At 54.4% G+C, this 16,732-nt stretch carries 17 protein-coding genes; 10 read left to right on the top strand and 7 right to left on the bottom strand.

The annotated features are described in order from the left end of the window. Nucleotides 1–53: 53 nt before the first annotated feature. A complete protein-coding gene (lysA, locus tag H0248_RS13855) occupies nt 54–1,316 on the top strand; it encodes a diaminopimelate decarboxylase (RefSeq protein WP_010279173.1) in 1,263 nt (420 codons plus the stop codon). Nucleotides 1,317–1,352: 36 nt separating this feature from the next. Here lysA and H0248_RS13850 read toward each other — a convergent pair whose 3' ends face one another. Continuing rightward, nucleotides 1,353–2,366, bottom strand: coding sequence for a LacI family DNA-binding transcriptional regulator (locus H0248_RS13850; protein ID WP_180786360.1), 1,014 nt, complete (start codon nt 2,364–2,366; stop codon nt 1,353–1,355). A 131-nt stretch (nt 2,367–2,497) separates the two neighbouring features. After that, on the bottom strand, nt 2,498–2,842 hold the full coding sequence (locus H0248_RS13845) for a PTS lactose/cellobiose transporter subunit IIA (protein WP_180786359.1): 345 nt from the start codon (nt 2,840–2,842) through the stop codon (nt 2,498–2,500). Between the two features lie 286 nt (nt 2,843–3,128). On the opposite strand from H0248_RS13845, the gene H0248_RS13840 reads away from it, so the two are divergent. From H0248_RS13840 to H0248_RS13805, 8 genes are all read left to right on the top strand, one after another. Then, nucleotides 3,129–4,466, top strand: coding sequence for a PTS sugar transporter subunit IIC (locus H0248_RS13840; protein WP_039361387.1), 1,338 nt, complete (start codon nt 3,129–3,131; stop codon nt 4,464–4,466). Nucleotides 4,467–4,494: 28 nt separating this feature from the next. Then, nucleotides 4,495–5,931 carry a glycoside hydrolase family 1 protein gene (locus H0248_RS13835; protein ID WP_180786358.1) on the top strand — a complete coding sequence of 479 codons (1,437 nt, stop codon included), beginning with the start codon at nt 4,495–4,497 and terminating at the stop codon, nt 5,929–5,931. Nucleotides 5,932–5,960: 29 nt separating this feature from the next. Continuing rightward, a complete protein-coding gene (locus H0248_RS13830; RefSeq protein WP_039283225.1) occupies nt 5,961–6,278 on the top strand; it encodes a PTS sugar transporter subunit IIB in 318 nt (105 codons plus the stop codon). 90 nt (nt 6,279–6,368) lie between these two features. Further along, entirely contained in the window at nt 6,369–7,136 is a 768-nt protein-coding gene (locus H0248_RS13825; protein ID WP_102117275.1) for an FCD domain-containing protein, read from the top strand. Nucleotides 7,137–7,138: 2 nt separating this feature from the next. Next, complete coding sequence (locus H0248_RS13820; protein WP_180786357.1) at nt 7,139–7,612, top strand: GNAT family N-acetyltransferase; 474 nt, start codon at nt 7,139–7,141, stop codon at nt 7,610–7,612. A 405-nt stretch (nt 7,613–8,017) separates the two neighbouring features. After that, nucleotides 8,018–10,189 carry a bifunctional acyl-ACP--phospholipid O-acyltransferase/long-chain-fatty-acid--ACP ligase gene (gene aas, locus H0248_RS13815; RefSeq protein WP_180786356.1) on the top strand — a complete coding sequence of 724 codons (2,172 nt, stop codon included), beginning with the start codon at nt 8,018–8,020 and terminating at the stop codon, nt 10,187–10,189. Continuing rightward, nucleotides 10,186–11,409, top strand: a complete 1,224-nt coding sequence (gene lplT / locus H0248_RS13810; RefSeq protein WP_180786355.1) for a lysophospholipid transporter LplT — start codon at nt 10,186–10,188, stop codon at nt 11,407–11,409. The genes aas and lplT overlap by 4 nt, the downstream gene beginning before the upstream one ends. A 20-nt stretch (nt 11,410–11,429) precedes the next feature. Beyond that, nucleotides 11,430–11,885: a GNAT family N-acetyltransferase gene (locus H0248_RS13805; protein WP_014916544.1), complete on the top strand. Its 456-nt coding sequence runs from the start codon at nt 11,430–11,432 to the stop codon at nt 11,883–11,885. Between the two features lie 94 nt (nt 11,886–11,979). Here the strand turns inward: H0248_RS13805 and H0248_RS13800 are convergent, their stop codons facing one another. Then, nucleotides 11,980–12,108, bottom strand: a complete 129-nt coding sequence (locus tag H0248_RS13800) for an entericidin A/B family lipoprotein (protein ID WP_015841598.1) — start codon at nt 12,106–12,108, stop codon at nt 11,980–11,982. A gap of 371 nt (nt 12,109–12,479) precedes the next feature. On the opposite strand from H0248_RS13800, the gene H0248_RS13795 reads away from it, so the two are divergent. Beyond that, a complete protein-coding gene (locus H0248_RS13795; RefSeq protein WP_180786354.1) occupies nt 12,480–14,024 on the top strand; it encodes a methyl-accepting chemotaxis protein in 1,545 nt (514 codons plus the stop codon). A gap of 94 nt (nt 14,025–14,118) precedes the next feature. On the opposite strand, the gene hemW is transcribed toward H0248_RS13795, so the two are convergent. Genes hemW through H0248_RS13775 form a run of 4 tightly spaced genes read right to left on the bottom strand, consistent with a single transcriptional unit; the run spans nt 14,119 to nt 16,706 of the window. Next, on the bottom strand, nt 14,119–15,261 hold the full coding sequence (gene hemW / locus H0248_RS13790; RefSeq protein ID WP_180786353.1) for a radical SAM family heme chaperone HemW: 1,143 nt from the start codon (nt 15,259–15,261) through the stop codon (nt 14,119–14,121). Next, nucleotides 15,254–15,847: an RdgB/HAM1 family non-canonical purine NTP pyrophosphatase gene (gene rdgB, locus H0248_RS13785; RefSeq protein WP_010279113.1), complete on the bottom strand. Its 594-nt coding sequence runs from the start codon at nt 15,845–15,847 to the stop codon at nt 15,254–15,256. Before rdgB ends, hemW begins: the two co-directional genes overlap by 8 nt. A gap of 17 nt (nt 15,848–15,864) precedes the next feature. Further along, complete coding sequence (gene yggU / locus H0248_RS13780) at nt 15,865–16,155, bottom strand: DUF167 family protein YggU (RefSeq protein ID WP_010279110.1); 291 nt, start codon at nt 16,153–16,155, stop codon at nt 15,865–15,867. Beyond that, on the bottom strand, nt 16,152–16,706 hold the full coding sequence (locus H0248_RS13775; protein WP_010295003.1) for a YggT family protein: 555 nt from the start codon (nt 16,704–16,706) through the stop codon (nt 16,152–16,154). Before H0248_RS13775 ends, yggU begins: the two co-directional genes overlap by 4 nt. Nucleotides 16,707–16,732: the final 26 nt, after the last annotated feature.

Genomic DNA, 16,732 nt, shown 5'->3' with positions numbered 1-16,732 from the left:
ACTTTTTATAGTGATTGCCTATTACCTTTAATCCTGAAACTCGGTAACTTTTTATGCCACACGATCTGAATGACGTAACCCATGCTCTGAACGCGCAAAGTCTGCGTGAACTGCCTGCCCGTTTTGGTTGCCCGGTTTGGGCCTATGACGCGCAGACCATCGTTAACCGCATCGCCCAATTGCGCCAGTTTGACACAATCCGCTTCGCGCAGAAGGCGTGTTCCAATACGCACATTTTGCGCCTGATGCGTGAGCAGGGTGTGAAAGTGGATTCGGTATCGCTGGGTGAGATCGAGCGTGCGCTGATTGCAGGCTTTGTGCCGGGCACCGATGCGCATGAGATCGTGTTTACTGCCGATCTGCTGGATCGTCCGACGCTGCAACGCGTTTCCGAACTGAACATTCCGGTGAACGCCGGTTCGGTCGATATGCTGGAACAGCTTGGGCAGCAGTCGCCGGGGCATCCGGTGTGGCTACGTGTGAATCCGGGCTTTGGTCATGGTCACAGCCAGAAAACCAACACTGGCGGCGAGAACAGCAAGCACGGGATCTGGTACGGCGACTTGCCGCTGGCGCTGGCACACATTCAGCGCTATCAGCTGAAGCTGGTGGGCATCCACATGCACATTGGTTCCGGCGTCGATTACGGCCATCTGGAACAGGTGTGCGAGGCGATGGTGCAGCAGGTCGTTGAACTGGGTCAGGATATCGAGGCGATTTCAGCGGGCGGCGGGCTGTCGATTCCCTATCGCCACGGCGAAGAAGCGATTGATACCGAACACTATTACGGGCTGTGGAACGCGGCGCGTGAGAAAATTGCCGCGCATCTCGGTCATCCGGTGACGCTGGAAATCGAGCCAGGACGTTTTCTGGTCGCGGAATCCGGCGTGCTGGTGGCGGAAGTGCGGGCGATAAAATCTATGGGGAGTCGCCACTTTGTGCTGGTCGATGCTGGGTTTAACGATCTGATGCGTCCGGCAATGTACGGCAGCTATCACCACGTTTCTTTGCTGCCGGGCGATGGCCGCGATATCAGCCAGTCCACGTTGCGCGACAGTGTGATTGCCGGGCCGCTGTGTGAATCCGGCGATGTGTTTACTCAGCAGGCCGGCGGCGGCGTGGAAACGTTCGCGCTGCCGGATGCGCAGGTTGGCGACTATCTGGTCTTCCACGACACCGGTGCGTACGGCGCATCGATGTCCTCGAACTACAACAGCCGTCCGCTGTTGCCAGAAGTACTGTTCGAAAACGGTGAACCACGCCTGATTCGCCGTCGCCAGACGCTGGATGAGCTGCTGGCGCTGGAAGCGCTTTAATCGGGATTGAGAAAAAGGGGCGTTTTACTGTGAGTTTTACGCTGTGTAATACGGCCCTTTCTGTACCGACTCGCGGATTTTTAGTTCGCCGGTGAAGGGCTGTAGCGGGTTGACGTCCTTACCCGCGATCAGATCCAGCACTTGCGTAATCGCGGTAGCGGCCATCTCTTCAATCGGCATGTAGACGGTGGAAAGTGAAGGGTGCAGGTAAGTGGCGCAGGGTTCGTCGTCAAAGCCGAAGACGGAGACATCCTGCGGTAATTTTTTCCCTGCCTCGTACAGCGCTTTCATTGCGCCAATCGCCATGTGATCGTTGCTGACAAACAGCGCGCTAAAACTGATACCGCTATTCAGCAACTGGCGTGCAGCCTGATAGCCGCTGGCGACCAGACTGGTACCATATGCCACTCGGCGCGGTTCAAGCGCGATCTGGTGAGCGGTTAATGCCTGCTGATAGCCCGCGAGTCGCGCCTGCGCCGTCGGTGTTTGCATGGGGGCGGTGATAAAGGCGATCTCGCGGTGGCCTTGTTCGATCAGGTAATTCACCACGTCAAACGCGGCCTGCTGCTGGCGGAAGAAAATGCAGCGCTCTCGCGCCTGCGGCAGATCGCGATTCATCACGATCATCGGAATGGTCAGCGTGTCGAGCAGCGTCATGAGGTCCGATTCGGACATATAACGGGTATAGAGAATAATGGCGTCACACTGCCTGTCTGATAGAAGTTGCACTGCGCGCTGCTCATCTTCCGGCGTATCGTGCCCGTCGGTGACGATCAGGTGCTTACCGTTGCTTTCTGCGATATCCGTAGCACGGCGCAGCAGGCGACCAAAATAGGGGCCGTTAAAATTAGAGATAACAAGACCAATGCTGTTTGAGGTACGGCGAGCCAGCGAACGCGCCAAAAAATTAGGGCGGTAGCCTAGCTCCTCCATTGCCTGAAATACCGCATCGCGTGTCGTCTGTTTGACCTGACCCGTGCCGTTTAGCACTCTGGAGACGGTCGCTTTAGACACGCCTGCACGTCTTGCCACCTCAAGCATGGTTTTCATCGCTGCACCTTAATTGAGTATGATGACGGGCTAAACGCCTATCCATCCCTGTTACGAACGTCGTATGGCATATTACCACAGGCCTATTGTTGGATTTAACGCCTGATGTTCGTTTCTCAATTAGATTTTTGTCAATTTTGTGATGCAGCCATTTCACGGCGTAACAAGACAATCTCTTCCGCTAAATCCCGGCATAGCATGGCGGTCATCAGATGATCCTGTGCATGTACCATGATCAGGTTGACGGGCACCTTGCCTTCCCCTTCGTCCAGACCGATCAGCCGTGTTTGAACACGGTGAGCCGCACGCGCCGCTTCTTGTGATGCCGCGAGCAGATCGTCTGCCTGTTGCCACTCCCGGTGGCGCGCCGCCTGAATAGCCATCATGGCGTTTGAGCGCGCTTCACCCGCATTAATCAGCAGTTCCATCACGGTTTGTTCCATATCGAATGCAGGAACGTTTTCGGTGTCTTTCATCGTCGGTCTCCTTCTTGTGGTCAGGAAAGCAGCCCATATTGGTTGAGAATTTATGTGGCTGAGAAGTTATGTCGTTAAGCTTTCATGGTATGCCAAAAATCACATTTTCATCATATTGGAATTCCAATCTTGTCTTGTGAGAGTCATGTCACAGAAAAATAATTCATTATGGTTGATTTTTGGTATGCCAAACGCGAAAGCGCGGTACCTGCATTTACCCTGCGCGTAACGGCCATCCCGCGTGTCACACGCGATATAACAATATGATGATGAAAGAGGTGGTGTTATGTCATTTAAGGACCAACTGATTGATTCATTGGGCTCCTTTGCCAATAAATTTAACAGTCTGCGTTACATTATGGCGATTAAGGCATCTTTTATTACGCTGATGCCCGTCATTATCGTCGGGGCGTTTTCCGTTCTGATTTCCAACATGGTGATGGATCCGAAAAATGGTCTGGCCAGTTTTTCCATGTTCTCGTTTCTGGCTGAACTGAAACCGATTATGAGCGGCATTAACTACGCCACGCTCAGCTTTCTGACTATCGGTGCCGTCTTCCTGATTGGTATCGAGCTTGGGAAGATTAACGGTTCACGCGGGCTGTTTCCCGGCCTGCTGGCGGTGATTTGCTTTATTGCCGTCACGCCAACTACGATCGAAATGGCCGTTAACGGACAGATGATGGTGGTGAAAGACGTGCTGGCGAAGCAGTTCTCCGATACCAAAAGCCTGTTTCTGGGGATGTTCATCGCCATCCTGTCTGTCGAGATGTACACCAAGCTGCAAAATGTCGATCGGCTGCAGATTAAAATGCCGGACAGCGTGCCGCCCAACGTCGCGGCCTCTTTTTCTGCGCTGTTTCCTTCCATTATCACGGTGGTTGCTATCGCCACCTTTGGGTTTGTGTTTCACCGCGTGACAGGCATGTATCTGTATGACGCCGTTTATAAAGTCGTACAGCAGCCGCTGGAATCTGTGGTGCAAAGCCTGCCTGGTTTACTGGTGCTGATGTTTGTCGCTCAGCTGTTCTGGGTGATCGGGATTCACGGCAACCAGATGATTAAACCGATTCGTGAACCGCTATTGCTGGGGGCGATTGCCGTCAACATGACCGCATTTGAGCAGGGGCAGGAGATACCGAACATTATCACCATGCCGTTCTGGGATGTGTACATGAGCATCGGGGGTTCCGGCCTGACGATTGGCCTGCTGCTGGCGGTGATGATTGCGTCCAAGCGTAAAGAGATGAAAGAGATCGCCAAAATCTCTTTCGGCCCCAGCGTGTTCAATATTAATGAGCCGGTGATTTTTGGTATGCCGATTATGCTCAACCCGATTCTGGCGATTCCCTTCATTATCACACCGTTAGTGACGGGCACGATTGGTTATTTCGCCACCAGCATGGGGTTTGCGGGTAAAGCCGTGGTGATGGTGCCGTGGACAACGCCGCCGATCATTAACGCCTGGCTGTCGACGGCGGGATCGATGGGAGCCGTCGCGACACAGATCGTATGCATCATCGTTGCGATGTTGATCTATCTGCCGTTTGTCAAAGTGGCGTCCCGTCGTGCCGAGCTGGCGCAGTTGGAAGCAGAAAAGCAGGCCGCAGCGGAAAAAGCCTGAAACAAACGGACGAGAAGAGAGGTAACGCATGAGTAAGGTTGCACTGACTATTCCACCGGATTTTATTCTGGGCGCGGCGGCATCGGCATGGCAAACGGAAGGCTGGAGCGGCAAGAAAGCTGGACAGGATTCCTATCTGGATCTCTGGTACAAGCAGGATCGTCAGGTCTGGCACAACGGCTATGGTCCGGCGAAAGCGACGGATTTCTTTAATCGTTATCGGGAAGACGTGGCGTTGATGAAGCTGGCAGGGCTGACGCACTATCGTACGTCGATCAACTGGTCACGCTTTATGCTGGACTATGAGAAAGGCATCGTCGATGAAGAGTACGCGACCTATATCGATAACCTGCTGGATGAAATGCACCGGCAGGGGATCGAACCGATGATCTGCCTTGAGCATTACGAGCTGCCCGCCTGCTTGCTGGAGAAGTATCAGGGCTGGTCATCCAAACAGGTGGTGGAGTGGTTTGTGCTGTACGCCGACGCGGTTTTCGCCCGCTATGCCGGGAAAGTGAAGCGCTGGTTTACCTTCAATGAGCCGATTGTGGTGCAGACGCGCGTTTATCTGGACGCGCTACGCTACCCTTATGAGCAGAACACGCACACCTGGATGCAGTGGAATCACCATAAGAATCTGGCAACGGCAAAAGTGGTGCAGCGGTTTCGGCAGCAGGGTTATCACCGAGATGGCGGTTCGATCGGTGTGATCCTCAATCCCGAAGTCACGTATCCGCGATCCCGTGCGGCGCACGATGTAAAAGCGGCGCACCTTTACGATCTGTTCTATAACCGCGTTTTCCTCGATCCGGCGTTAAAAGGGGAATATCCGGCGGAGCTGGTGGCGCTGCTGGCGCAGCATCGGGTGAAGTGGGATTACACGGAAGAAGAGCTGGCGATCATTCGGGACAATACGGTCGATGAGGTAGGGATCAACCTGTATTACCCGCATCGGGTCAAAGCGCCCAGCCGCGAGTGGAACAAAGAGACACCGTTCCATCCGGCCTATTATTACGAGCATTTTGAGCTACCGGGGCGTCGCATGAACACCTCGCGCGGCTGGGAGATCAATCCCAAAATCATTTACGACATGGCAAAACGCATAGAGCGCGACTACGGTAATGCGCCGTGGTTTGTGGCGGAAAACGGCATCGGTATTGAGAACGAAGCGCGCTTTAAAGACGACGCGGGCGTGATTCAGGATGATTACCGTATCGCATTTATTGCCGAACATCTGTACTGGACGTTGAAGGCGAAGGAGGAAGGCGCAAACTGCCAGGGCTACATGCTGTGGGCCTTTACCGACAACGTCTCGCCGATGAACGCGTTTAAAAATCGCTACGGATTGATCGAAATCGATCTGGAGCAGGATCGGCAACGGCGGCCGAAAAAATCCGCCGCCTGGTTTCGTCAGCTACACGACACGCGTCGGCTTGAATTGACGCTGGATGATGAAGAGAAATAGGTGCAGATAACCAAAATGAGGAACGGAATATGAAAAGAATCGTACTGGCCTGCTCAGCAGGAATGTCGACCTCACTGGTGGTCACCAAGATGGAGAAGGAAGCGGAAATGCGGGGAATGGAACTGAAAATCTACGCGATCCCTGAGCAAAACTTGCGGGATGAATTGCAGGAGTTTGGCGGCGACATTATTGCGGTTCTGCTGGGGCCGCAGGTGCGCTTCAAGCTTAACGAGAATAAAAAGCTGACGGACAGCTACCAGATTCCTATCGCGGTGATCGACCCTGTCGCCTACGGCACATTAAATGGCGCAAAAGTACTGGATCAGGCGCTGAGTTTGGTAGACTAATGCCCCGCCGCGACGTCAGTACGTGGCTGGGTATATTCGGTGCGGGCCTGACGTCCGCACCTAGGGCGACAGTGCATGTAGGGTGAAAGCGTGGCGAAGGATGTAGTTCTGCAAGAGAAGAAGCAATATCAGGAAATCGGCTGTGATTTGCGTCAGAAGATTCAGTCAGGGGACTACCCCGTCGGATCGCGCCTTCCTCCTGAACGAAATATTGCGGAAACCTATGGCGTTAGCCGGACGATAGTGCGCGAAGCGCTACTGATGCTTGAACTGGAAGGCACGGTCGATATTCGTCAGGGCTCTGGGGTTTATGTCTTGCGTATTCCCGATGAAGACGACGCGGCAGAGGGTGGAAAAAACCATATCGGCGCCTTTGAAATGCTACAGGCTCGTCAACTGCTGGAAAGCAACATTGCGGCGTTTGCGGCACGTATGGCAACGCGGGCGGATATCGAAAATCTGCGTAAGACGCTGGAACAAGAGCAGGCCGCGATTGCCGTAAAAGATTACCGTGGCGATTTCGATCGCCTGTTCCATCTGCAAATTGCCGGTGCGACGCAAAACCAGATGCTGCTGGAAACGGTCAGCAATATCTGGGCATGCCGTGACGATAACGCGCTTTGGCAGCAGCTTTATACGCACGTTGGGACGCAGGGCTATCGCCTGAAATGGCTGGCGGATCATCAGGCTATTCTGGCGGCACTGCGGCGTCGCGACGTGTCTGGATCGTATCAGGCGATGTGGCAGCACCTCGAAAACGTCAAAAATACGCTGATGGAAATCTCTGACGCCGATGCACCGGAGTTTGACGGCTATTTGTTTGATTCTGTGCCGATCTTCCAGGGGAAACTGGTGTAATCATGGCGGAGATGTCTAGCGTAAAAATTGTTTATCTGGCAGATCATCCCCAGCATCAGGAACAAGTGATCGACTGGATTTGGCAAGCGTTCGGCAGCCAGAACAGCCGTGAATTCTTTGCCAGCGTAGTGCGCAATAGCCTGAATCCGGCGGCGCTGCCGCTGACGTTTATCGCGCTGGAGGGCGAGCGTTTAGTCGGGACGGTGGGACTCTGGCGCTGTGATTTAATCAGCCGACAGGATTTGACGCCTTGGCTGGCATCGCTATACGTCGAAGAAAGCCAGCGTGACAAAGGGCTGGGTATCGCGCTGCAACAGCACGTACTGGACTTCTGTCGCCGTCGAGGCTTTGACGATCTCTACTTGTATGCCACGTTTAGCGGCTATTACGAAAAACACGGCTGGCGTTACATCGGCGATGGGTTGGATTACCCGGATAAGCCTGTGCGCCTGTATCACCAGTCGCTATCCCGCTAAAAAACGCGCTAAAAAGCGGCGGCCTTACATGATTCACCAGAATCTTACAGTTGGTTGCACTTATAGAATAACTCTTTCGATTCATCGCTGGTGAAGCGAAGCGGCGATCTTTAGAGTTACAAGTCCCAGAGGTATTGATTGGTGATATATCGATGTGCTCTGTACATTGAAACCATTTGATTACACCAACCTACGCGGATGCGTAGGTTTTTTTTTGCCTGAATTTCCCGCTTTCGTTATTTCCAGCCATTTTCATGCGATGTGAATGCTGTGCCGTTGGCAATCTTCACCTTAAGCCGCGTGCCCATCACTTGAAGTATGATATGTATGTAGTATTTTGACGTATCGCCTGGTGGTTTTTGCGTTTCAGCAAGCTGCCCGTTTATCTGTCTATTGGGAGAAGGCATGATTCATACCCTGTTACGTTGGGTGTTCCAGCGTCTGTACCGCATCCGGATCGAGGGCGACAGCAGCCAGTTTCAGCAATCCAAATTGCTCATTACCCCCAATCACGTCTCGTTCCTTGATGGCGTTTTACTGGCGTTATTCTTACCGATAAAACCCGTCTTTGCCGTGTACTCCTCCATTTCCGACCGCTGGTTTATGCGTTGGCTGAAGCCGTATATCGATTTCGTGCCGTTAGATCCCACTAAGCCTCTGGCGATTAAAGGGCTGATCAAGGTGATCGAACGCGGCCAGCCCGTCGTGGTTTTCCCTGAAGGGCGCATCAGCGTAACCGGATCGCTGATGAAGATTTACAGCGGCGCGGCGTTTGTCGCGGCGAAATCGGGAGCAACGATTATCCCCGTGCGCATTGATGGCGCAGAGTTCACGCCGTTTGGTCGGTTGGCGGGCGTCTTTAAACGCCGCTGCCTCCCGCAGATTACGATCACCTATTTGTCGCCGACCACGCTGCCGATGCCGGAAGCCAGCAGTGCCAGAGAACGCCGTGCGCTGGCCGGTGAGCATTTGCACCAGATTATGATGAAAGCGCGGATGGATACGCGCCCACAGCACACGCTGTATCAGGCCTTTCTGGCGGCGAGAACCCGTTACGGGCGCTCCTCCCCCAGCATTGCGGATATCTCATTCAATGAAGACAGCTATCAGGGTTTATTGAAAAAATCGCTGGGCGTGTCGCGCATTTTGCAGCGCTTTACCCGCGTCGATGAACATGTCGGTATGCTGTTGCCCAACGCGACCATTACCGCGGCATCCATCCTGGGCGCATCGCTGCGTAACCGCGTTCCTGCCATGCTGAACTACACCGCAGGCGCGAAAGGGCTACAAAGCGCGATGAAAGCGGCGGGGATCAAAACCATCGTCACGTCTCGCCAGTTTCTTGAAAAGGGCAAGCTGACGGATCTGCCGAAGCAGGTTAACGAGGCCAACTGGGTCTATCTGGAAGATTTGAAAGACACCGTAACGCTGACGGATAAGCTGTGGATCCTGTTTCATCTGCTGTTTCCTGCTCGTGCGATGCTGCCGCAGAAGCCTGACGATGCGGCTATCGTGCTGTTTACCTCCGGTTCCGAGGGGAATCCGAAAGGCGTCGTGCATTCCCATGACAGCCTGCTGGCGAACGTTGAGCAGATTCGTACAGTGGCGGATTTCACGCCGCGCGACCGCTTTATGTCTGCGCTGCCGCTGTTCCATGCGTTTGGCCTGACGGTGGGGCTGTTAACGCCGCTGATGACGGGCGCTCGCGTGTTCCTCTATCCCAGCCCGCTACATTATCGCATCGTGCCGGAGCTGGTTTATGACCAGAACTGTACCGTGCTGTTCGGAACCTCAACGTTCTTAGGCAACTACGCGCGCTTTGCCCATCCGTATGATTTTGCTCGTCTGCGCTATGTGGTTGCCGGGGCAGAAAAGCTGTCTGAAACCACGCGTCAGGTTTGGCAGGACAAATTTGGTATCCGCATTCTGGAAGGCTACGGCGTGACCGAGTGTGCGCCGGTGGTGGCGATCAACGTGCCGATGGCGACAAAAATCCATTCCGTCGGCAAGCTGTTGCCGGAAATTGAATCGCGTTTGATTACGGTACCGGGCATCACGCGCGGTGGTCGTCTACAGCTGCGCGGGCCGAATATCATGAAAGGCTATCTGCGGGTGGAAAATCCCGGCGTGCTCGAAGCGACTGCGACAGAAAACGCGCAGGGCGAGTTGCAGCAGGGCTGGTATGACACGGGCGATATTGTCGAACTGGATGAAAGAGGCTTCTGCACCATCATCGGCCGCGTGAAGCGCTTTGCCAAGCTGGCAGGGGAGATGGTGTCGCTGGAAAGCGTAGAACAGCTGGCGGTGAAGATATCGCCGGAAGCGCAGCATGCGGCCAGTGCGAAAAGTGACAGCAGCAAAGGCGAGGCGCTGGTGCTGTTTACGACGGACAACCAGATAACCCGTGACGCATTGCTTGCACAAGCACGCCGCAGCGGCGTACCGGAACTGGCAGTGCCGCGTGATATTCGCTATGTGAAAGCTTTACCGCTACTTGGCAGCGGCAAGCCTGACTTTGTCACGCTGCGCCAGATGGCCGAAGAACCAGCAACTAACGCGTCGGAGTCGAATGCATGAGTCAACAGACTGAACCCGCGACGCCTTTGCTGTCGCGCAGTATGAGCGCGGTGATTATCGCGCAGTTCTTCTCCGCGTTTGGCGATAACGCGCTGCTGTTTGCCACCTTAGCGCTGATCAAACAGCTGGTGTATCCCGACTGGAGCCAGCCGTTTTTGCAGATGGGGTTTGTCGCGGCGTACATCATTCTGGCACCGTTTGTCGGGCAAATTGCGGACAGCTTCTCCAAAGGGCAGGTGATGATGTTCGCCAATACCCTGAAGCTGGCGGGCGCGCTGCTGATTTGCGTGGGCGGAAATCCGTTTCTGGGATACACGCTGGTGGGCATTGGTGCTGCCGCTTATTCCCCGGCGAAATACGGCATTCTGGGTGAGATCACGCGCGGCGATCAGTTGGTCAAAGCAAATGGTCTGATGGAAGCCTCGACGATTGCGGCGATCCTGACCGGTTCAGTCGCGGGCGGCGTGCTGGCGGACTGGAACATTTACGGAGCGCTGTCGGTGTGTGCGGTAGCTTACGGCATAGCGCTGGGGGCGAATATGCTGATTCCTCGTCTCAACGCGGCGCGACCCGGACAGCCGTGGCATCCGGTGCAGATGGCTGCAAGCTTCTTTTCCGCCTGTCGCGTACTGTGGCGCGATGGCGACGCCCGACTCTCGCTGATCGGCACCAGTATGTTCTGGGGCGCAGGCGTGACGCTGCGTTTTCTGCTGGTGCTGTGGGTGCCGCATGCGCTTGGCATCACCGACAATGCCACACCAACGCTGCTTAACGCGATGGTCGCCGTGGGCATCGTGGCGGGAGCCGGTGCGGCTGCGAAGCTGATAACGCTCGATAGCGTGCGGCGCTGCCTGCCTGCGGGGTTCCTGATCGGCGTAGTGGTGGTGATTTTTACGCTTCAGCACAACCTCATGAGCGCCTATTCCTTGCTGATTCTGCTGGGGGCACTCGGTGGGTTCTTCATCGTCCCGCTGAATGCGCTGTTGCAGGAACGTGGGAAGGCCAGCGTCGGTGCGGGTAATGCGATCGCCGTACAGAATTTGGGTGAGAACGGCGCTATGCTGTTAATGCTGGGGCTCTATTCTCTGGTGGTGAAACTGGGCGTGTCGGTTATCACTATCGGGATTGGCTTTGGCGTCTTGTTTGCGCTGGCTATTGCGTTGCTGTGGGCATGGCTGATTCTGGCTAAGCGCCGCGATCGCTCCACCGGTGCGGAATAAACGAAATAGGAAGGGTAGCAATGAGTCTGATATGGCATGACTGGGATGTGGCAGACCTTAACGTGTATTCACTGCATGACATATTGGCGCTGCGCAATCAGGTATTTGTGGTCGAGCAAACCTGTCCCTATTTGGATATTGATGGCCGCGATCTGGTGGACGGCAATCGCCATATTACGGCGTACCGTGACGGCAAACTGGCCGCATGCGCCCGGTTGCTAGCACCCCATCCGAACAACGATGTGGTGACGATCGGGCGCGTGATTGTCGCGCCGCATGCCCGCGGGCAACATCTGGGGCACCAGCTGATGGAACACACGCTGATTGCCTGCGCACGCCACTGGCCGCAAAAGCATCTTTTCCTGTCGGCGCAGGCTCATTTGCAAACGTTCTACGGCGCGTTCGGCTTTGTGGCGACCGGTGAGGAATATGACGAAGACGGCATTCCGCATATTGATATGCTGTCGGCGTTCTGAGGGGGATTGAACCAACTGCGGAAAGCATAGGGATCGCGGCGTAAACGAAAAAACCGGCTAACGTATGGCCGGTTTTTTGTTATTTGACGGTGGGTTAGCTGGCGGCGTGGGAAATTGTGCTACCCAGTTTCTGCACATCTTGGCCAAAGCCGCGCGTGGTGTTACAGCCGCTCAATGCTGCCGTGACCAGCAGCGCTACTACGATTGTTGTTATACGTTTCATCATCGTTACCCGCAGGTGGTTGATAAACAGGGTTTGATAGAAAGATGTTGATAGATTTCTACTGTGTCATAACCGCCGGTAAACATTCAATCCTCGAGAGCCCCGAACCAACTGATATTGTTTGAGATTATGTTACGGCTTATGGAGAGTAGCTTAGAGAGGAATCTGGCTCTGTTGCTGCACCGATGTGATTACCAAGGGATACGGGCTGAGTTTCCAATTGCATTAATTAAATTAATGTTCTGATTTTACTCAGGATGTATTTATGGAATGGATGCCACCATGACGGATATCTTGAGATTTTTTCTGAATAAAGATTTTCACATTTATGCCGAAAATAATCATAACCCTCCCTTTTCCAGTAAAGACTCATGAAAATCTCAACACGACTCGGCTCCGGTTTTGGTACGTTAATTATTTTCTTCTCCGTATGCATAGTGGTTGCCATTCATTCGTTGTATCAGGCAAAAAGCACCCTTGAATCCGTGGTTCAGGGGGATATGCAAAAAACAAAACTGATCACAGACCTGACGCTTATTCAGCGCGACATGGCGATAACAGTAAGAAATCTTGCGTTATTTACTGATGAAAAAGGTATTGAGGAGCAATCTGCTCGGCTCGAAAAATTAAAGCAACGGTTCACTGACAGCAGTACGCTGCTGGGGCAGATGATTGACCGGTCTACTAATAGCACCGAATTTAAAGCATTTGAATTGATAGAGAACAGCAAAAAAAATGCGCTGGATTCGTTCAGTAACACGATCCCCATAGCCTTAGGGAAAAATAATGCAGCCACAGTGAAGTTTCTTCTGGAGACCGTAAGGCCGGCTCAGGTTCCTCTGATTGACGGGCTGACCCTCATGAGCCAGGAGCTCACTCAACGGTCTGATGATGCTGTCGCAGAAAACAGTAAAACGACTGAACATGCTTACATCATCTTACTGGTGCTGTTAGCCATCGCAGTGGTGTTTGGCTTGTCCACCAGTATTTATCTGATTCGTAAACTGATGAGTGAACTCGGTGGAGAACCTGCCGACGCACAGCGTCTCGCTTATGAGATTTCACAAGGAGATCTGTCCTCAGCCGTTCAACTGCGAAAAAATGATACACGCAGCCTGATGGCCTCGCTATCTGGAATGCAGGAGCGGCTTCGTGGCATCGTCTCAGATATTAAGGATGGCTCCGCTTCTGTTGCGCTGTCATCAGATGAAATCTCAAAGGGTAACAATGAGCTGGCTTCACGCACTGAAGAGCAGGCGGCTGCACTTCAGCAGACGGCGGCAAGTATGGAGCAGTTGACGGCCGCTGTTCAGAGTAACAGCGCAATGGCCAGGCAGACGGCTAACGCAGCAAGGGATACGGCTTTACTGGTAAAAAATGGTGAAAAGGACGTTAGACGCATGTCAGATACCATGGGCGGTATTTCGCAAAGTGCCTCGAAGGTGAGAGACATTACCTCGGTCATCGAGAGTATTGCATTTCAGACCAACATCCTTGCGCTCAACGCTGCGGTAGAAGCCGCGCGTGCCGGTGAAAGCGGACGTGGGTTTGCTGTGGTGGCATCAGAAGTCAGGACCCTGGCGCAACGCAGTTCCACGGCGGCAAAAGATATCAAGTCACTGATAGAGCAGACGGTGAGTCAGGTTGAATGCGGCGTGATGGTGGCCAATGAAACCGGCCAAAACAGCATGAAAGTCATTAATTTGGTTGAAGAACTTGCCACATCAATGGATGGCATAGCCCTGTCGTCGGCTGAGCAGATGCAGGGGATCTCTCAGGTGAGTGTGGCCGTGAGCCAGATGGATGGGGTGACGCAGAGCAACTCTGCATTGGTGGAGGAGTCGTCAACCGCCTCTCAGTCACTTTCTGAACAGGCTCAGAGTCTGCGCCTCATCGTGGAGACATTCAGGCTGTAAATAAATAACGCTTTTAAGTCATCATCCAAAAGGAGAGGTAGGGTGGGAAGCGGTGGGCAGGTTTTNNTCTGTGATAAACCTGCCCACGGAATGATTACTCGTCTTCCGCCAGAAACAGTTCCAGCAGGGAGTTCAGGAACAGTTTACCGTGTTCGGTGATTTGCCAATGCGTGGCGGTTTCCGTCAGATAGCCTTGCGCTAGCGCCTGATCCAACTGCGGGCGGATGCTGTGTTCTTCCAGACCGGTGTACGCCGTGAAATCCTCGCGTGGCGCGGCTTCCAGCAGGCGAAAGCGGTTCATGAAAAACTCAAAAGGCCGATCGTCGTTAGCAACGTCGTGCTGTTTATCCAGATACTTACCCTGCATATAGCCACGCGGATGGCGGACTTTGACCGTGCGCAGAATGCGGCCGTCGCTGAAGGTCAGCTTGCCGTGCGCCCCGCAGCCAATCCCTAAATAGTCGCCGAAGCGCCAGTAGTTCAGGTTGTGCTGGCACTGATAGCCCGGTTTGGCATAGGCAGAGGTTTCATATTGCTGGTAACCCGCTGCGCTCAGTAGCGCATGGCCCTGCTCGTAGATGTCCCACAGCGCGTCGTCGTCCGGTAGCGTCGGCGGGCGCGAGCTAAACAGCGTATTGGGCTCGATAGTCAACTGATACCACGATAAATGCGGCGGATTGAGCGCAATCGCCTGACGCAGGTCGTCCAGCGCTTCGTCCAGCGATTGATCCGGCAAGCCGTGCATCAGGTCCAGATTAAAGCTGCGCAATCCCAGACCGGTCGCTAGGTGCGCAGCGCGTCTGGCCTCGTCCGGGCCGTGAATACGCCCGAGGCGTGTCAGCTTTTGCGGATCGAAACTCTGAACGCCGATGGAGATACGGTTAATGCCCGCGCGCTGATAGCCGCTGAAACGGTCGGCTTCAACCGTACCGGGATTGGCTTCCATCGTAATTTCGGCATCCGGCGTTAACGGAATTCTCGCCCGCACGCCGTCGAGCAGCGCCTGCATCGCTTCCGCGCTCAGCAGGCTGGGCGTGCCGCCGCCGATAAAGATCGAGTGCAGTTCACGACCGCTCGCTAGCGGCAAATCGGCATCCAGATCTGCCAGCAGGTGATCGACATATTCCTGATGCGGCACGTCGCCTTTCAGCGCGTGAGAGTTGAAGTCGCAATACGGACATTTCTGTACGCACCACGGAATATGGATGTACAGGCTGAGCGGGGGAAGCTTAAGCATTGCGTAGCGCATCCAGCAGCAGGCGCAGCGCCTGACCGCGGTGAGACTGCGCGTTCTTCTCTTCACGCGTCAGTTCCGCTGCCGTTTTACCCAGCTCCGGCACGAAGAAGATCGGATCATAGCCGAAACCGCCGCTGCCCGCCGCTTCATGCGTCAGCACACCCTGCCAGCTACCGTGGCAGACAATCGGCGTCGGGTCTTCCGCGTGGCGCAGATACACCAGCACGCAGTGGAAGCTGGCGCGGCGCTGTGCGTCCGGTACGTCTTTTAGTGTCAGCAGCAGTTTGTCCAGATTTTGCTGGTCGCTGGCATCCACGCCTGCGTAGCGTGCCGAGTAAATGCCCGGTGCGCCGCCCAGCGCATCGACAGCCAGACCAGAATCATCGGCAATGGCTGGCAGTCCCGTGATGTGCGCTGCATGACGTGCTTTCAGGATGGCGTTTTCGATAAAGGTCAGGCCGGTTTCTTCGGCGGAATCCACGCCCAGTTCGGTCTGCGCCACAATGTCCAGACCGAAATCGGCCAGCAAGCTGGCGAGCTCGCGCACTTTACCGGGGTTTCCGGTAGCCAAAACCACTTTTTGCATCGTCTTGTCCTGCGTATTTATTCAATGAAGTCCGCGACGTCAGCCGGGATGTGTTGCGGATGGGTAATTCTAATCTGTTTATGCCGCCCGAGTTCGCCTTTTTCAATCACGACCAGACTCTTGGCGACCCGAAACTGTTTGGCGAGAAATTTGGTCAGATGGGCGTTGGCTTGCCCATCCACCGGTGGTGCAGTGATGGCGACTTTTAGCTCGTCGCCATGCAAACCCACGATCTGATCCCGGCTGGCTTTCGGCTGAATATACAGCCGAATCACCAGCGCATCGCCGTGGCGGGTAATCGCACTCACAGCAGGAACCACAGCCCCGGGAACAGGTCCATGCCCAGATAGTTGAGCATATACAGAATCAGAATCACGGCCATCGCAGAGAAATCAATGCCGCCCATAACCGGAATAATGCGGCGGAGCGGTGCCATCAGCGGTTCAGTCAACTGATGCAGCAGATATTCGATTGGGCTGCGGCCCTGACTGACCCAGCTCATGATGGAACGGATGATGATGACCCAGAAAACCAGATAGCCCGCGGATTTAATCAGCGAAATCAGCCCGACTAGCAGGTTCATTGGGCTAAGGGAAATCGCGCCAACCTGAATCAACAGCAGTAACGGGTATTTGATCGTCGTGAGAATAAAGGCCAGCAGCAGTGAGGCGCTGTCAATTGGCCCTAACGACGGCAGAATGCGGCGCAGCGGCCCGACAATCGGCTGGGTGATTTTGACGACAAACTGCGATAGCGGGTTATAAAAATCGCTGCGTGACCACTGCATCCAGATGCGCAGCAGCAGGACCATTACATAGAGGTCGACCAGCGTTTTGACCAGAAAAGTCAGGGTGAGCATAAGTACGTCTTTTCCTTATAAGATAA

The sequence above is a fragment of the Pectobacterium brasiliense genome (genome assembly GCF_013449685.1).
Lineage (GTDB): Bacteria > Pseudomonadota > Gammaproteobacteria > Enterobacterales > Enterobacteriaceae > Pectobacterium > Pectobacterium brasiliense_A.
Note: the sequence above shows the minus strand (reverse complement) of the source record. Positions and strands in the feature narration are given on the sequence as shown.